This window comes from uncultured Mobiluncus sp. (genome assembly GCF_963511525.1).
In the GTDB taxonomy this organism is placed as follows: Bacteria; Actinomycetota; Actinomycetes; order Actinomycetales; family Actinomycetaceae; genus Mobiluncus.
In genome coordinates this window covers 50,713-66,206 of sequence record NZ_CAUPIY010000002.1, presented here as the reverse complement: position 1 = coordinate 66,206, position 15,494 = coordinate 50,713, and the positions used below count along the sequence as shown (strand labels likewise).

12 protein-coding genes and 1 pseudogene are annotated in these 15,494 nt (G+C 59.9%); 10 read left to right on the top strand and 3 right to left on the bottom strand.

Features of this window, described 5'->3' with window-relative positions:
• Nucleotides 1–10 precede the first annotated feature (10 nt).
• Nucleotides 11–868, bottom strand: a complete 858-nt coding sequence (locus RQ935_RS02225; protein WP_311497024.1) for an RDD family protein — start codon at nucleotides 866–868, stop codon at nucleotides 11–13.
• 18 nt (nucleotides 869–886) lie between these two features.
• Here RQ935_RS02225 and RQ935_RS02220 point away from each other — a divergent pair, with 18 nt between their 5' ends.
• Complete coding sequence (locus tag RQ935_RS02220) at nucleotides 887–1,870, top strand: stage II sporulation protein M (protein WP_311497023.1); 984 nt, start codon at nucleotides 887–889, stop codon at nucleotides 1,868–1,870.
• Here the strand turns inward: RQ935_RS02220 and RQ935_RS02215 are convergent.
• Together RQ935_RS02215 and RQ935_RS02210 are read right to left on the bottom strand one after the other, a co-directional pair.
• A complete protein-coding gene (locus RQ935_RS02215) occupies nucleotides 1,867–2,856 on the bottom strand; it encodes a L,D-transpeptidase (protein WP_311497022.1) in 990 nt (329 codons plus the stop codon). The two genes, RQ935_RS02220 and RQ935_RS02215, sit on opposite strands and share 4 nt — an antisense overlap.
• A 21-nt stretch (nucleotides 2,857–2,877) precedes the next feature.
• The gene (locus RQ935_RS02210) at nucleotides 2,878–4,356 is read right to left on the bottom strand and encodes a L,D-transpeptidase (protein WP_311497021.1); all 1,479 of its coding nucleotides are present in this window, start codon (nucleotides 4,354–4,356) and stop codon (nucleotides 2,878–2,880) included.
• A 201-nt stretch (nucleotides 4,357–4,557) separates the two neighbouring features.
• Here RQ935_RS02210 and rpmE point away from each other — a divergent pair.
• The 9 genes and pseudogenes from rpmE to RQ935_RS02165 form a co-directional block, all read left to right on the top strand.
• A pseudogene (gene rpmE / locus RQ935_RS09795) lies at nucleotides 4,558–4,758 on the top strand (50S ribosomal protein L31); the annotation flags it as partial.
• Between the two features lie 215 nt (nucleotides 4,759–4,973).
• Nucleotides 4,974–6,077, top strand: a complete 1,104-nt coding sequence (gene prfA, locus RQ935_RS02200) for a peptide chain release factor 1 (RefSeq protein ID WP_311497020.1) — start codon at nucleotides 4,974–4,976, stop codon at nucleotides 6,075–6,077.
• A gap of 38 nt (nucleotides 6,078–6,115) precedes the next feature.
• A complete protein-coding gene (locus RQ935_RS02195; RefSeq protein WP_311497019.1) occupies nucleotides 6,116–6,988 on the top strand; it encodes a HemK/PrmC family methyltransferase in 873 nt (290 codons plus the stop codon).
• Nucleotides 6,989–7,238: 250 nt separating this feature from the next.
• Nucleotides 7,239–9,305: a biotin/lipoyl-binding protein gene (locus tag RQ935_RS02190; RefSeq protein ID WP_311497018.1), complete on the top strand. Its 2,067-nt coding sequence runs from the start codon at nucleotides 7,239–7,241 to the stop codon at nucleotides 9,303–9,305.
• Between the two features lies 1 nt (nucleotide 9,306).
• Complete coding sequence (locus RQ935_RS02185) at nucleotides 9,307–10,113, top strand: ABC transporter ATP-binding protein (protein ID WP_399531886.1); 807 nt, start codon at nucleotides 9,307–9,309, stop codon at nucleotides 10,111–10,113.
• A complete protein-coding gene (locus RQ935_RS02180) occupies nucleotides 10,110–11,480 on the top strand; it encodes an ABC transporter permease (RefSeq protein WP_311497016.1) in 1,371 nt (456 codons plus the stop codon). Before RQ935_RS02185 ends, RQ935_RS02180 begins: the two co-directional genes overlap by 4 nt.
• 151 nt (nucleotides 11,481–11,631) lie before the next feature.
• A complete protein-coding gene (locus RQ935_RS02175) occupies nucleotides 11,632–13,170 on the top strand; it encodes an ATP-binding protein (protein WP_311497015.1) in 1,539 nt (512 codons plus the stop codon).
• A gap of 128 nt (nucleotides 13,171–13,298) precedes the next feature.
• Nucleotides 13,299–13,787 (top strand): response regulator, encoded by a 489-nt coding sequence (locus RQ935_RS02170; RefSeq protein WP_311497014.1) that lies wholly within the window; start codon nucleotides 13,299–13,301, stop codon nucleotides 13,785–13,787.
• A 189-nt stretch (nucleotides 13,788–13,976) separates the two neighbouring features.
• Nucleotides 13,977–15,419: an SLC13 family permease gene (locus RQ935_RS02165; protein WP_399531883.1), complete on the top strand. Its 1,443-nt coding sequence runs from the start codon at nucleotides 13,977–13,979 to the stop codon at nucleotides 15,417–15,419.
• The last annotated feature ends 75 nt before the right edge of the window (nucleotides 15,420–15,494 follow it).

Sequence of the window (15,494 nt, the reverse complement as noted above, 5' to 3'; positions counted from 1 at the left end):
GTCGGCCCGACTAAATCCCGTACCGGGAACCGGACACCGCGGAAAGTTTTTTCTCCAGGCGCGCCTGGACGGCGTTATTCGTGTGATATTCGGCATCCCGGCGCAGCACCAGCACCGCCGCAATGAATCGTTCCGGGTCTGTCCCTGGGGGTGGCGGCGGATACACCTGGTTCAAAAGGGCGGTGGCGAGCGTTTGGGCCGCCTGCTGGCGGTGGAGCGGATCCATCTTGGTGGCGCTTTGCAGGAATCGGCGCGCCGCCACGGTGGTGACCCCGTCCAGCTCGCCGACATTGGCTCCGCCAGCCCACTGGGCGAGTTCAGGAGCCAGCAGCAGCGGCCGGCGAGTCACCCCGGACGCTTCGGAAACCGCGTAGGTTCCAGCGAAAATATCCCCGATACGTTTGCCTCTGCGGTTCGTCCACGCCGCGATAATGGCCCCGGCTCCTACCGTCGCCCACAGTTCGCCCAGACCAATCAGGGTGCGTACGAAAGCGTGGCGCAAAGTGATGGGACCGCCGTCGTCGCGGACTATGCGTGTTCCCACGATGAAGCGTCCCAGCGACTTTCCGCGGGTCAAAGTCTCTACCGTCATCGGCACAAAGAACAGCCACACCGCCGTGATCACCGCGACGAACGCGGTGACTTGTGCCTCGTTGGAAAAATACAGAAAATCGTCGTCCTCGCCGCTCAAAGTCAATATCAGGAACAACACCTCGTAAGTGATAACCATCCCCAAAATCGACACAGCCGCATCAATAACGGCTGAAACGATGCGCAAAAACAGGGAGGCTGGCTGCACCAGCAAGGCAATAGCTTCGCCGGTGATGACCACGTCGGGCCGGATTTTCGTTCCGCTAAATTGTTCCATTGAGTATAAATTAGCAGCATGGACATCGATGCGTATACCGCAGGGCGAACTCAGGACTGGACGCGCCTGGCTCAACTGAATCGCAAACGCCGTCTGAGCGGGGCGGAAATCGACGAACTCATGGGGTTATATCATCGCGCCAGCGCGGACTTGGCGACCATCACTTCCGTACCGACCGACCCGGATGTCGTGCTGGAGCTGACGAATCTGGTGTCCACGGCACGAGGGCGTATCGGGGGGACGCGCCGAACGTTTCGGGAGTCCGTCGGTGGGTTCTTTACCGTGACTCTGCCCCTGGCGCTGTACCGAATCGGGCCAATTTTCCTGGTGCTGCTGGCGCTATCGCTGATTACCGCGGTGTTCACCGGTTTTTGGGTCTACACCCACCCCGACATTCTGCTGGCTCAGCAATCTGAGATAGAGATGCGCCAATACGCCGAGGATTCTTTCAAAGCCTATTATTCAAACTATCCGGCCCCGGATTTCGCCGCTCAGGTGTGGACGAACAACGCGACAATCGCCGTGCTGATGGTGGCCATGTTCTTTACCGGGGCCTATCCGGTTTACCAGCTGCTGATGAACTTCGCCAACGTGGGGGTGGCCGGAGCCATCATGGCCAAGTACGGTGACCTAGGTGTTTTCTTTGGGCTGATTACCCCTCACGGCCTGCTGGAACTGTCTTGCATCGTCTTGGCTTGCGCCGCGTCTCTGCGGCTGTTTTGGGCGTTGTTCGTGCCCGGCGAAGACCCGCGCATGGTTTCCCTGGCGCGGGCGGGCCGCCAGTTCGGGCCAGTGGCTGCCGGGTTGATTATCCTGTTGGGGATTTCGGGCTTGGAAGAAGCGTTCCTGACCCCGTCGGCGCTGCTGACTCCCGTAAAGATTGCGGTGGCCGTGGTGGTCTATGCGGCCCTAGTGATGTGGGTCGTGGTTTTCGCTCGGCGCGCACTGCGGGCGGGCCTGAGCGGGGACCTGGCGGAATCGGCTGCCGGCTACGTGGCCTAAGTGTGGGACACGACCGTAGTGCCGATGCTTATCAGGTCATAAATCGCTTTGGCATCAGTCACGCTCAGGTTCACGCAACCGTGAGAACCTTTTTCGGGGGTATAGACGAAACTTGAGCGCCACGGTGCCCCATGTAGCGCAAAATTCCCCGAAAAGTACGAAATCCACGGGGCTTTCTCGCTGTAGGGTCCGTCATATCCCACCCCGGTCATGGTTTGCATGTCCAGCTTGGCGTACACTTTGTAAATCCCTTGCACCGTGGGAGCTTGAGCGTGTCCGTCCACCGCAGCCACCGGCCCGTAAATGGCTTTCGTCCCGTCATAGACGGCAGTAGTGTGGTTCGTCAGGTTTACGTCCACCCACCGTTCTTGTGGCTGGGGCGCATAGGGCATCGCCGGAGCCGCTACGACGGTGTCGTCGAAACCGCCTTTGCGGGGGGACAGTTTAGCGGCGACTTCCACGTTGCCATTGCTGCTGTTCAGGGCCTTTTCAATCTGGGAAACCAGGTTGTTTGGGTGGTTCACGACCGCGCCGTCGACCGGGTCTTTCAGCAGACTCACCAGGTGGCCCTTGCTGTCCACCTGTCGGCTGCCGTTCTTGGCCGGTTTCTCGACTTGGGAGGTGCAGGAGTGTACCCACTGAGTAATCGCGTTGACATCGAACTGTGGTGAGGGCAGCGGTTGGGGGCTGAGCTGTTTGGTGGGCTGGGGCACGGGATGTAGCCAGGAGCAAACCTGGTCAGGCTTTGCCAAAAAACTGTTGTCCCCGAGACGCAAAGTGACACTGCGCTGGCACGCCGAGTCCCGCGCCGCGTTAATCTGGGCGGACTGCTCGGGGTTCCATAACGGCTTGTAGCCAAATGCTAGCCAGCCGCCTCCGGCCACCGCCAGCAGCGTGGCCGCGGCCGCGAGCCATCTGAGGTTGGTCGCCAACGACCGACGCCGGTGCTGCGGCGTCAAATGCGTCGGACGATACGAAAAGCGCATCCATTGAACCTTTCGAAAAACCTAGATAACTCCAGCTCGGTGGATGACCACCGGGGTGCCCACCCGCGCCCAGTCGAACAGCTCCTTAGCTTTCGCGGGCTTCAAGTTCACGCACCCGTGCGACCCGCCATAGTTCGTTTGCACCCAATTCCAGCGGGTATAGGTGCCGTGTACGGCGTAGCCGCCCTGATAGTACATGGTCCACGGGCTCCAGGTGTCATAAGCGCCGTCCCAGGCTTTGTCGTTCTTCATGTGGGCGTTCACCAGTTTGGTTTGCACATGAAAAATTCCCGGATAGGTCGGGGAAGGCAGCGATCCGTGGACCGCCTCGACCGGACCCCACACAACTTTGTCGCCCTCCCAAGCCGCCACGGTGTGGTTGGTCAGGTCGACACTGATGAACTTTTCGCCAGGTTTGGCGTTGTAGGGCGGGCGGGGAAGGGTTTGATCCACAACGGTGTCGTTGAACTTGCCTTCCTGAACTTTCATCTCAAAAACCCCGCGATAGTTTTGTCCGGCGGTCAGTGCCGCGGTGATTTCGGCGGCGATGGTGTCGTTATTCGAGACTCTCTTAGAGTCCAGAGCCATTTTCGTCATAGTCAAAAGGTAGCCGTCTTTGGTCATGGTGCGTTCGCCCGGACCGTTATTCACGTCGATTTCCTGGTCAGTAAACGTTTTGAGCCAAGCCAGTACTTTCTTTTCACTGATGACCGGTCCGTTCTCGGTGACTTCGACCCACTGGGCTTTGTCCGCGGGGGTGATGATGTGACCGACTCTGCGACCAATCAGGTTTACTTTCGGGGCAATGAGAGAGTTGGCTTGCTGCGCCCAGGTTTCCAGCTGCGGATCTGCGTTGCTCGGGGTGACTTCGGTCAGTTTCACCTTTAGGGATTGTTTCGTCTGGGTTTCCCAAGTCTTCTTAGCAGCAGCGATGACGACTTTCGGATCGACGCCCTGCCCGGCGCTGCCCGGCTGCACTTCGAAAGAGCCCGTTTCGCTGTTGAATCCCAGATGCGGGTCCACGACGGTATCGGGTCGTTTAGCGGTCAAATCCCGGGCTGCTTGGGTGGCGGCGGTTTCATCGAGGGTAAAGAGGGGGGTGACTTGGCGTTCCATGACGGTGGAGGCCAAGACTCCGCCCAGGTTTTCGTTGGCTTTCATCACGGCAGCGGCGGTGCCGGGAACGTCGCAGTCCAAACCCATCTGGCCCAGGCTCAGGGAGGTTTCGGGAACGCCACCGCTAAAGGCAGCGCTCAGCTTTTGGCAGTTGTCCGTCAAATGGCGTTTCAGTTCATCAGAGGTCATGCCCCCGACGTCGAGTTTTCCGACCATCGTGTGGGGGAGGGCCAACTTGGAATAATGCGTGGCGTAAGCCCAGCCGCTACCGGTCAGGGCGAGGGCGAGAACCCCCGCGCTGACGCCAACCACGATGGGCCAGCGGCGTCTTTGCTTGACGATACCACGAATCTCCAGCTGTGGATTTGTAAAATCTTGTGTCATGGTTTCCCCTCTATGCCATGATTATGATAACTGATTACCGCGTTGAATCGAGAAGTCCAACGTCAGCGGGTGGTGTCCCACGGTCGTGGCTGCGCCAGTTGGTGCGACTTTGTGGATTGTGGCATAATAGACCCTTGGTCTTTCCGGTTCACCCAAAGCTTTCGCCGCGGGACCCGGGGCCCTTGAACCCAAGGAGTAATCATGAAACAGGGAATTCACCCCGAATATGTTTTGACCGAGGTCACCTGCACCTGCGGAAATCACTTTACGACTCGCTCCACCCTGACTTCCGGTCAGATGCGCGTGGACGTGTGCTCGGCTTGCCACCCGTTCTACACCGGCAAGCAAAAGATTCTTGACACCGGCGGTCGCGTGGCTCGCTTCGAGGCTCGCTACGCCAAGTTCAACGACGCCAAGAAGAAAGCTGCCGATAAGGCTAAGAAAGACGCCGAAAAGGCCGCTAAGCAGGCTGCTAAGGCTGAGGAAGCTAAGGCTCCCGCCGCCGCGGAATAGCGAAACTTTGGCACCGGTCGGTACATATTACCGACCGGTGCCTTTTATTTGCCGGGGTTTGCCGGTGAACAACTCTTAGCCGCAAGCGATATGAAAGGTCAGAAATGAGTGACTTCCCTGAAGAATTTGGGGGCGTAGAAGCCCTGCTGGAGGAGTTCCACCAGGTCGAGGCACAGATGAGTGACCCGGATTTGCACTCCAACCAGGCTCATGCCCGCAAGGTTGGCCGCCGCTATGCGGAACTGAGCCGCATCAACACCGTGGTGCAAAGCTGGCTGCAGGCGCGTGACGACTTGGAAGCCGGGCGCGAAATGGCTGGTGAGGACCCGGACTTTGCGGCGGAAATCCCCGGGCTTGAGGCTACTTTTGAGCAAGCCAACGCCGATCTGATTGAGGCCCTGACCCCGCGCGACCCCGACGATGCCCGCGATGTCATCATGGAAATCAAAGCCGGCGAGGGCGGCGAGGAATCCGCCCTGTTCGCCGGTGATTTGATGCGGATGTACCAGCATTACGCTGAAAAGATGGGCTGGACGGTGCAGGTCCTGGGCTTGACCGAATCTGACCTCGGCGGGGTGAAGGATGCCTCGATTGCGTTCAAAGCGAAAGGCAACCCCACCCCGGAGGAGGGCGTGTGGGCCCACCTCAAATACGAGGGTGGGGTGCACCGGGTGCAGCGCGTTCCGGTCACCGAATCCCAAGGGCGGATCCACACTTCGGCGGCAGGCGTGCTGGTCATGCCGGAGGCTGAGGAAACCGGGGACATCGAGATTGACCCTAATGACCTGCGCATTGACGTGTACCGCTCCTCGGGGCCGGGGGGTCAGTCCGTGAACACCACCGACTCGGCGGTGCGCATCACTCACCTGCCCACGGGAATCGTGGTGTCGATGCAAAACGAAAAGTCTCAGCTGCAAAACAAAGAGGCCGGGATGCGGGTGTTGCGTTCCCGCCTGATGCAGCTGGAGGCGGAAAAGCGCGAAGCTGAAGCGGCTGAGGCGCGCGCCTCCCAGGTCCGCACCGTGGACCGCTCCGAGCGAATCCGCACCTACAACTTCCCGGAAAACCGTATCGCCGACCACCGCACCGGCTACAAGGCCTACAACCTAGACCAGGTGCTAAACGGCGACCTGGCCCCGGTCATCCAGTCCGCTATTGACGCCGACGAAGCCGCTCGCTTGGCGGCGGTAGGCAAATCCTCCCACTAGCCCGCATGCGTGTCGCCTCAGACGGCGGAAGGAATTCGATGCAGATACCCCAGCACGCGGCAGCACGTTCGGCACTCAACGACGCGGCCTTCGTGTTGAGCGAGGCCGGAATCAACAACGCTCACGGTGAGGCGCGTCTGCTGCTGGAGCACGTGTTGGGCCACCGGCCCGGCTACGGCGAGCGCCTGGACGGGGCTACCTGGCAGCGGTTCTTTGAGCTGGTCGGACAGCGCGCCACCCGCGTCCCGTTGCAGCACGTCATGGGCATCATGTACTTTCGCCACCTGACCTTGCACGCCCGCCCCGGAGTGTTTGTGGTGCGTCCCGAGACGGAGTGGGTCGCCCAAGCGTCCATCGACGCGGCCGCGGATTGGGTGCGGCAAGGGGTGGCTCCGCGGGTGCTGGACCTCGGCTGCGGTTCGGGGGCGTTGGGTTTGTCTATCGCCTCCGAAGTTCCCGAGTCGGTGCTGACCTGCGTGGATGTGTCAGAAGCGGCGGTGGACCTGACGGCGGAAAACGCCCGGTTTACCGGGGTAGCGGCGCGGGTCCTGCTCGCTGACGCGACCGACCCGCAGACGCTGCGCAACGCCCTTGTGAGCGCCGAAATCCCGCCAAAGTTTCACGTCATCGCCACCAACCCCCCTTATGTGGTCGACCCGGTGACCCAGCCCGAAGCGGCCCAGGACCCGCAGTTGGCGCTCTACGGCGGGGGCGCTGACGGCCTGGAGCTGCCGCGGGCGTTTTTGGCGGCGGCTGCGGCGGTCGCAGCCCCGGGTGCCACCATCGTGATGGAACACGCCGAGTCGCAAGGCGAGGCCCTGGTACAGGCGGCCCACGCGCTCGGTCTCAGGGACGCCCAAACCCGATGCGACCTGGCCGGTCGCCCCCGATTCTTACAAGCTCTAGCGTGACCGTCGCCGGCCTGGGGATGCCGAGGGGCTCGTCAGGGTTTAATCAGGGGCATCCCTGATGGCGGCCGGGCGGGGAGGCAAGATAATCTGGGACTATCTCCTTCTGAGGGCTGAGTGCGGAGTGCCTGGAAACCGGACGAGTCTCATACTTTGGACTGATTTTCCTGGTAGCGGAGCTTTTGGCAAGGCAAAAAAGCCCTGAGGAGTTTATAGTTTTTCAAAAGCGATTTTGGATTATAAGGAGTTATTTGTGAGCGATGAACCCGTGTTCACTCCCGTCGATGACCCGACTGTTACCCCTGTTGCTTCCGTGACGGGAGATGACTCGGCAAAGTCTGCGAAATCCCTGCTCAAGGGCAAGAAAAAACTGAAACTCGGCAAGCAGAAATCGAGCAAGAAAAAGAAAATCATCATCGGGGTCAGCGCGGTGGCGGTCTTGGCTGTGGCCGCGCTGGTCATTCCGGCAGTGATGGGCATGGGGGCTCCCAAGTACGACCCGACCGCCGTTTATCGCGGGGACGTCACTACCGTCACCAGGGAGGACGTCACCAAAACCATCAGCATGACCGGCACGCTGAAAAGCGCCAAGACCATGACCTTGTTCTCCTCGCTGAACTCGAAAGTACAGGCTCTCAACGTGAAGGCGGGGGACCGGGTGAACCAGGGTCAGCTGCTGGCACAGCTGGACAGTTCCGAGGCGAATTCGCAACTGGCTAGCCAACAGGCGCAGCTGAACGAAAGCCGCATCACCCAGCAAAACAGCATCGACGAGGCTGCCCAAAACTATCAAAATGCGAAAAGCGCCCTGGATCAGGGCATGAACCAGGAAATCCGCGGAGCCCAAACTTCGTTGCGGGAAGCCGAAACCGAATACGTGAAATCTTCGCGGGCCTACGAACAAATGAAGCAGGAGAGAGACAACCGCACTTTGCAAGCCTTGCTGGAACAGGAAAATGCCCTGCGCTCGGCTTATCAAGAGGTGGAAAACGCCAAGATGGAAGCGGGTCGCGCCGGAGCCGCGGTTTCCGAAGCGAACCTGCAGCGCGACATCGCCATCATTGAGCGGAATTCGGCCGCAGCGGATTTGGACCTGGCCAAGAAACAACTATCCCAGCTGCGGACCGACAAGAACCTGAACCCCACACGCCGCGATGCACTCATTGAGAATGTCAACCAGCGCATCGCGGAGCTGGAAGCGCAGGTCGCCACCTTGGATCAAAATGTTGATGATGGCAGCAAGGGTGCCAGGTCGGCCTGGTCCCAGCAGGCTCAGGCCAATATTTCCGTGGGCCACGCGAACGAAAACTTGGGGATGGCAAGGCGTCAATTCCAGGCTGCGCTCCGCCAAATAGACACCCAGATAGCCGAGGCCGGCGAGGCGGTCGCGAAGGCGCAAGGCGCTCTGTCTGACGCCAAAATCAGCTTGGAATACGCCAAAATCCACGCGGCTCAGGAAGTGAGTTCGAATCTGCGGGCGTTGCGGGCGGCCCAAGCCTCGGCGGGTTCGGGCCTGGCGGAAGGGCAAAGCACCATCCAAAAGCTGCGGGCTGACATCAGCTCGGCGCACGTAACTTCCCCGATATCAGGCATTGTGACCTCCGTAACCGCCAAGGTCGGAGCCGCTCCGGAAGGTGCCTTGATGACGGTGGAAGATGACCAAAACATGGTCATTGAAACCCAGATTAAAGAATCCGGGGTCTCCAAACTCAGCGTGGGTAACCAGGTCACTTTCACCACTCCGGCCACCGGGGATAAGGAATTTACGGGCGTGGTGTCCTTTATTTCTCCGGCCGCCATCGACCAGACCTCCGCGCCATCCGGTCCGGGTGCTGACCAAGGAAGCGGCAGTGGGGGCGGCAACGCCTCGGTCATGTTTCCGGTGCAAATCACGGTGACGGGCGATTTGCAGGGCTTGCGTCTGGGGTCTACCGCCAAAGTAAAGGCGATTGTTGCTGGTGAAAAGAACGCTCTGACCGTGCCGAAGGGTGCTTTGGTTGATGCGATGATGCCGCTTGACGACCAGGTTCCACCCTCCACCGAAGCTCCCGCTCCGTCCGAAATGGCACACTCGGAGGCGACGGGCGAAGATGGCCCGAAGTCCGTGCTGGTGATAGATAACCCGGATTCGGAACAGCCGAAGATTCGCGAAGTCCAGGTGGAAGTCCTGGTAGAAGGCAACGGCATGGCCGCAATCAAGGGTAAAGGCATCAAAGAAGGCACGACCGTGCTGGATAACGCCATGAACTATGTCGGCTTGTCCGGGGAAACCGGTCACTATGTCGATACTCCGCAGATGATGGAGGGGACTGTTGAGTGACATCATGAGCCTGCCGGGGGTCTTTTCTGAGGGGCGGGCGCATTCACAAGCGTCCCCTCCCGTGCCCACCGGCCAGGGTAGCGGACAGTCGGGGGCGACGAAGGGACAGCCGGTCATCGAGCTGAGCGACATCTATAAGGGATTCTTCCTGGGCACCGACCACGAGCTGACCGTGCTGAAAGGCGTGAACCTGGCGATTTATCCGGGAGAGTTCGTGTCCATCGTGGGGTCCTCCGGTTCGGGCAAATCCACCCTGATGAACATCATCGGCTTGCTGGACCGGCCCACTTCGGGCAGTTACCTGCTGGGTGACGTAGATATTTCCGAAGCTGACGATAACGAGGCTGCGTTGATTCGCTCGCTGTCCATCGGGTTCGTGTTCCAAAACTTCAACCTGGTGGGGCGTACCGACGCGTTAAAGAACGTGGAGCTGCCCATGATGTATGCCGGAGTAGGGCGCGCTCAGCGCCGGGAACGGGCACTGAAACTGTTGGAACTGGTCGGCATGAGCGAACGGATTCACCATCAGCCCAGCGAGTTGTCCGGTGGGCAAAAGCAGCGGGTGGCGATTGCGCGGGCAATGGCCAATGACCCGGACATTATTTTGGCTGACGAGCCGACCGGTGCTTTGGACACCGCCACCGGTTTGATGGTCATGGACCTGTTTCACCGGCTGCACCGCGAGCAGGGCAAAACCATCGTTTTGATTACCCACAACCCGGAGCTGGCTCAGCAAACCCAGCGGATTTTCACCATGGTTGACGGTGTGTTGGGCGAGGGTGTGTCGACCAAAGGAGGCGCCCAATGACTTTCGGAGAAAACGTGCGCCTGGCCCTGGCAGGACTGTGGGCGAACAAGCTGCGCGCCATTTTGACCCTGCTGGGCATCATCATCGGTATCGCCTCCGTGGTGACGATTCTCACCATTTCTCGCGGTGTGACCAGCGCGGTGACCGACTCGCTTGGTTCCCTGGGGGGTCAGGACATGTACCTCTCGGTGGATACCAAGGACAATATTGCCAAAGCAAAGTCTCGCCAAGCACAGTCCGGCTCGGATGACCCCACTTATGTGGTTGGGGATTCTGAGAGTACCGAGGACGAGGACATGTCCGGGGATAGCGGGTCTGGCTCGGCTTTTGCGGACAGCAACGGGGATGACCAATACCTGACTCCGGAAATTCTGGACCAGATTCGCGAGGAATTTTCCGACCAGGTTAAAGGTATCAGCGTGCAAGGTATGGGCAGCTTCGGCACCGCTAAGGGCGCGGCCGGAGACGTGGACGCGGATGTGCAGACCACCAACCAGGATTTCCTGATTGGGTCCAATATGGAAATGGTCGCCGGCCGCGGTTTTGATGCCGGTGAAATCGAAAGCGCCGACACGGTGGCGGTTATCTCCGATACTCTGGCGAAAAAATTGTTCGGGGGAGCGGCACAAAACGCTGTGGGCCAGAGCTTCGAGCTTGACAGTGACGAATCCCAAATGACTTTTCAAGTCATCGGGGTCGCCCGGCAGGTGCAAATGAAAGGGGCTGCCAACGCTCTCATCAGTGGCGGCGGGCCGAGCGGGGACAGTTTCTATATCCCCTACACTTTGGAAGAGGAGATTAGCGGGGTTAAGGAACCGGGGTTCAGCTGGGCGACCGTGCGCCCGATTCCCGGCACCGATGCGAAAGCTTTGAAGCACAGTTTGCAGGAGTTCTTGGATAAAACCTGGGCTGACTCGGATTACGGGGTCATGATTGATTCCATGGACTCGATGATGGATGAGATTAAGAAAGTCTTTTCCACTATTGCCTTGGGGCTGTCGGTTATCGCGGGGCTGAGCTTACTGGTCGGCGGCATTGGGGTGATGAACATCATGCTGGTGTCGGTCACCGAACGTACCCGAGAGATAGGTATTCGCAAGGCTCTGGGGGCGACACGGTGGAATATTCGGCTGCAGTTCCTGGTCGAAGCCATGATGGTGTGTCTGCTGGGAGGGCTTCTCGGTGTGGCCCTGGGGGGTCTGGCTGGATACTTAGGATCCAACGCGATGGGTAATCCCGCGATTCCGCCCCTAGGTGGGGTGCTGTTCTCACTGGCGTTCTCGCTGGGTATCGGGATTTTCTTCGGCTACTATCCGGCGTCCAAAGCCGCCAAGCTCGACCCCATCGAGGCGCTGCGCTACGAGTAGCTCAGGGCTTGCACCCTGTCTAAAAACTATTAATTTGCCTCGGTGTGCCATATATGGCACACCGAGGCAAATTAATAGGATTAACGACGGAAAAATATCCTCGGCTCGCAAACCTACCCGTGCGCCCGCGAAATTCCGGCATGATAGTGGCATGTACGAAAGCCGCTTTGTTTTTGACCTCGAACAGGACGATGAAGAAATCATCGCCGAAATTGTGCGCCGCGCCGAGATTATCTTGGGACCCCAGGAACGGATTACCTTCCCGGTGGGGGCGCACCTAACCGAGGAAGGCCAGCCGGTTCGTAGCATTATCCTGGCGCTATCCGGCAGTATCGCGCTGGAACGCTCCTCGGCGAGCGGGGATTTGCTGATGCACCATGCTTCGACCGGGCGCATCATCGGAATGCTGTCCTCAGGGGAAGAAATCGGCGCGTTCTTTACGGCCGTGGTGACCGAAGAGGTCGTGGGGATTAGCCTCACCCTCGACGAAATGAACATGATTATTGCCGGGGATTCCCGGGTGTCGCTGCTGGTGGCAGCCTTGTTTATGCGCACTTACGACCGCCGTTTGCGCCGCGCGGAAAACCTCCACTTGGAGACGGCGGTCCTGGCCGATCAACTGGCGCTGCAGCGAGCGAACTTGGCGAAAGCCCTGGACAAACTGCGCGAGACTCGGGAGGAAATGGCTGCACAAGCCCGTTTTGCCTCGCTCGGTGAGCTGGCGGCGGGTGTGGCCCACGAACTCAATAATCCGGTGGCGGCGATTCGTCGTGCCGCGGATTACATTCACGAGGATATGCGCATGTTGCTGTCGACCTGTCCCGACGAAACGTGGCGGAACCTGGCTCTGAAATCCCTGGAAAATGCCGAGGAAGCCCCGTTCTTGTCCACCAAGGAAACGCGGGCGCGTAAACGTGAACTGTTGGAAATCCTGGGCGACGCAACCCTGGTGGAACGCCTGTCCGTGGCAGGAGTCTACAGCACTGACCTGGCCCGCAACCTCGCCAGAGACATGAAAGCCAACCCGGACACGGACCTGGGGGCCTTGGAACAAGCGGCCGCCATCGGCACCAGTCTGCGCAACCTGCGTACCGCCTCGGGACGCATCATTGACCTGGTGGCGTCCCTGCGCTCTTATGCGCGTCCCGATGGGGATCCGGTACAAAACGTCGACGTCAACACGGGCCTGCAAGACACGTTGCGCCTGCTGTCTCACCGCTTGGACAAAATCGACCTTGACGTGCATTATGGCGAACTACCGCGGATTTCTTGCCACCCCGGCCAGCTGGATGAGGTGTGGACGAACCTGATTACGAACGCGGTGGAAGCCATGTCCGGCGAGGCTTCGGCCGCCAGCGATGCGGTCGGCAAGCGCCCCACCGACCGGGACGAACTGGCGGGAATGATTGGGCAGCTAACCATTAAAACGGAAGCCCGCGGCGACCAAATCGTGGTGACGTTCCGCGACACCGGACCCGGCATTGCCCCTGACGTCATCGAACACATTTTCCAACCGCACTTTTCCACTAAAGGCGGCGAAGTGAGGTTCGGAATGGGCATTGGCCTGGGGCTATGTCGCTCGATTGTGGAAAACCACGGCGGAACCATCCGGCTGGAAAACGTCACGGACCCGACGGGCACCTTGGCTACCGTGGAGTTGCCGACCACCGGAACCCCGGTTTCGCTCTAGGGTCACAAGCTAGGTCGGGCGGGTTCGCGCGGCCGGCCGGTCATCGTTTTTCTGACGTTTCCCGGCAAATTTGTCCAAACCCCGCGACGGGGTGAAAGAATAGAAAAGTCCCCAATGAAGGAGAAACCATGAAACTCGCCATCCTAATCCTTGAAGACGAACCGGAAGTTCGCGCCGCCGTGACCCGTGACCTGCTGGGATTCGCGGACACTTTGCGCATCGAACCGGCGGAGGATGTGCCTGACGCTTGGGATGTCATCGATGAGATTTCCAACGATGGCGATGCCCTGGCCCTGGCGCTGTGCGACCATCGGCTACCCGGCACGACCGGCATCGAGTTCATGGGACAGATGATGTCCGACGAACGCACCCAGTTGACCCGCAAAGTCCTGGTGACCGGCCAGGCAGACCTGGCTGACACCGTGCGTGCGGTGAACGAAGCCGGGCTCGATCAGTACGTGGCGAAACCCTGGAAACCCGAAGAACTCCAAGACGTGGTGCGCACCATGTTGACCGATTATGTGGAACTGGCCGGGATTGACCCGGTGCCCTATCTCTCGGCGCTGGATTCGGCGCGGGCGATGGAGCTGACCAAAGGGCTCAGCCGCCCGGACTGACCGGTGGCCGGCACGCAGCATCGAACGGCGAGGAACAAAGGGGCAGGATCAGTGAGTAATCCAGATAATCCGCAATCCGAAAACGCTATCGAACCATCCGACGCGGGCCGGGAAGGAAACGAACCGGCGGTAGCTGCGCCCCAGTCTCGTGCCGCCGCCCCGAAACCCGCAAAACGTCCCATCCGTACTTTGCGGCCCAAACCCCCTTCTAACGTCAAAAAATCCGCCCCGCTGGGCTGGAAAGAAAAGATTGGCCTGGTGCTGGGGGCCATCGTGTTCTTAGTTCCGTTGCTGGTCGACATCCCGAACCTGGGCGAGCCGGGCGAACGTATGCTGGCGATTTTCCTGCTGGCGATTGTGTTCTGGATTACCGAACCGATTCCCCTGACCGCCACCGCGGTGCTGGTCATCGGCCTGGAGGTCCTGCTGGTGTCCACTGGGTCGCCCTTTGACCCCACCGGCGGCGACCCGGCTCAGGCGGATTACGTCGTGAAGTACTCGGAATACTTCGCGACCCTAGCCAACCCGACAATCATCCTGTTCATGGGCGGTTTCATGATTGCGGAAGGAGCCGAAAAGTTTTCGCTGGACCGCAACCTGGCGGCGGTGTTGCTCAAACCTTTCCCGGAAAAGGCGCGTTTGACGACCTTGGGACTGATGCTGATTACCGCTCTGCTGTCCATGTTTATGTCCAACACCGCCACGACTGCCACCATGTTTACCGTGGTCATCCCCATTTTGGCGGCACTGCCAAAGGGTCGGGCGCGAGCTGGTGTGGCACTGTCGATTCCCCTGGCCGCCAACGTGGGCGGTATCGGCACCCCGGTCGGCACCCCGCCCAACGCCATTGCGGTCGGCGCCCTAGCCGCCCAGGGCATTCACGTGTCCTTCGGCCAGTGGATGATGATGGCGGTGCCGTTTATGCTGGCCGTGCTGTTTTTGTCGTGGCTGTTCCTCAGTGCCGTGTTTATCCCGCGCGACGCCGTGATTCACATCGAAATGACTTCTAAGTGGAACAAAATACCGAAAGCCGTGCTGTTCTATATCATCGCCGGGTCCACGATTCTGCTGTGGATGACCGAGAGCCTGCACGGGATTTCCTCCAACGTGGTCGGGTTCCTGCCCGTCGTGGCCCTGCTGTGTCTCAAAGTCATGAGCGGCGAGGACATCAAGAGCATAGACTGGCCGGTACTGTGGCTGGTGGCAGGCGGTATCGCGATGGGTGAGGGCATCGGAAACACCGGCCTGGACCAGTTCTTGGTCAACTCCGTGCCGTGGAAGTCCCTGGGGGCGGTGTTGATTGTGGCACTGCTCGGTTTCGTCGGTTTCGCTATCGCCAACGTCATCTCCCACTCGGCTTCCGCGAACCTGCTGGTGCCCTTGGCCGTGTCCCTGGCGGTGTCCCTGGGAGATTCGGTCGATACAGTCACGGTTGCCTGCGCGGTAGCCATCGCCTGCTCACTAGGCATGTCGCTGCCTATATCGACCCCGCCGAACGCGATTGCTTACGCCACCGGGGAAATCTCGGTGAAACAGATGGCTTTGCTGGGTATGGTGGTCGGGACTGCCGCCACTTTGACGCTGGTGTTCGCCCTGCCGCAGCTGTGGGCGCTCATGGGGTTTGTCAGCTAAGGCGCGCCCCGGCTGTGCCTGTTTTGGGAGTATGGTCACAAGCGCGGTGGGGCCGGGTCTGCCGGTTGAGCCGGC

Coding starts and splice junctions, on each gene's coding strand:
- RQ935_RS02170 (WP_311497014.1), top strand. CDS start 13,299: ATGAAACTCGCCATCCTAATCCTTGAAGACGAACCGGAAGTTCGCGCC.
- RQ935_RS02210 (WP_311497021.1), bottom strand. CDS start 4,356: ATGACACAAGATTTTACAAATCCACAGCTGGAGATTCGTGGTATCGTC.
- RQ935_RS02225 (WP_311497024.1), bottom strand. CDS start 868: ATGGAACAATTTAGCGGAACGAAAATCCGGCCCGACGTGGTCATCACC.
- RQ935_RS02175 (WP_311497015.1), top strand. CDS start 11,632: ATGTACGAAAGCCGCTTTGTTTTTGACCTCGAACAGGACGATGAAGAA.
- prfA (WP_311497020.1), top strand. CDS start 4,974: ATGAGTGACTTCCCTGAAGAATTTGGGGGCGTAGAAGCCCTGCTGGAG.
- RQ935_RS02215 (WP_311497022.1), bottom strand. CDS start 2,856: ATGCGCTTTTCGTATCGTCCGACGCATTTGACGCCGCAGCACCGGCGT.
- RQ935_RS02180 (WP_311497016.1), top strand. CDS start 10,110: ATGACTTTCGGAGAAAACGTGCGCCTGGCCCTGGCAGGACTGTGGGCG.
- RQ935_RS02195 (WP_311497019.1), top strand. CDS start 6,116: ATGCAGATACCCCAGCACGCGGCAGCACGTTCGGCACTCAACGACGCG.
- RQ935_RS02220 (WP_311497023.1), top strand. CDS start 887: ATGGACATCGATGCGTATACCGCAGGGCGAACTCAGGACTGGACGCGC.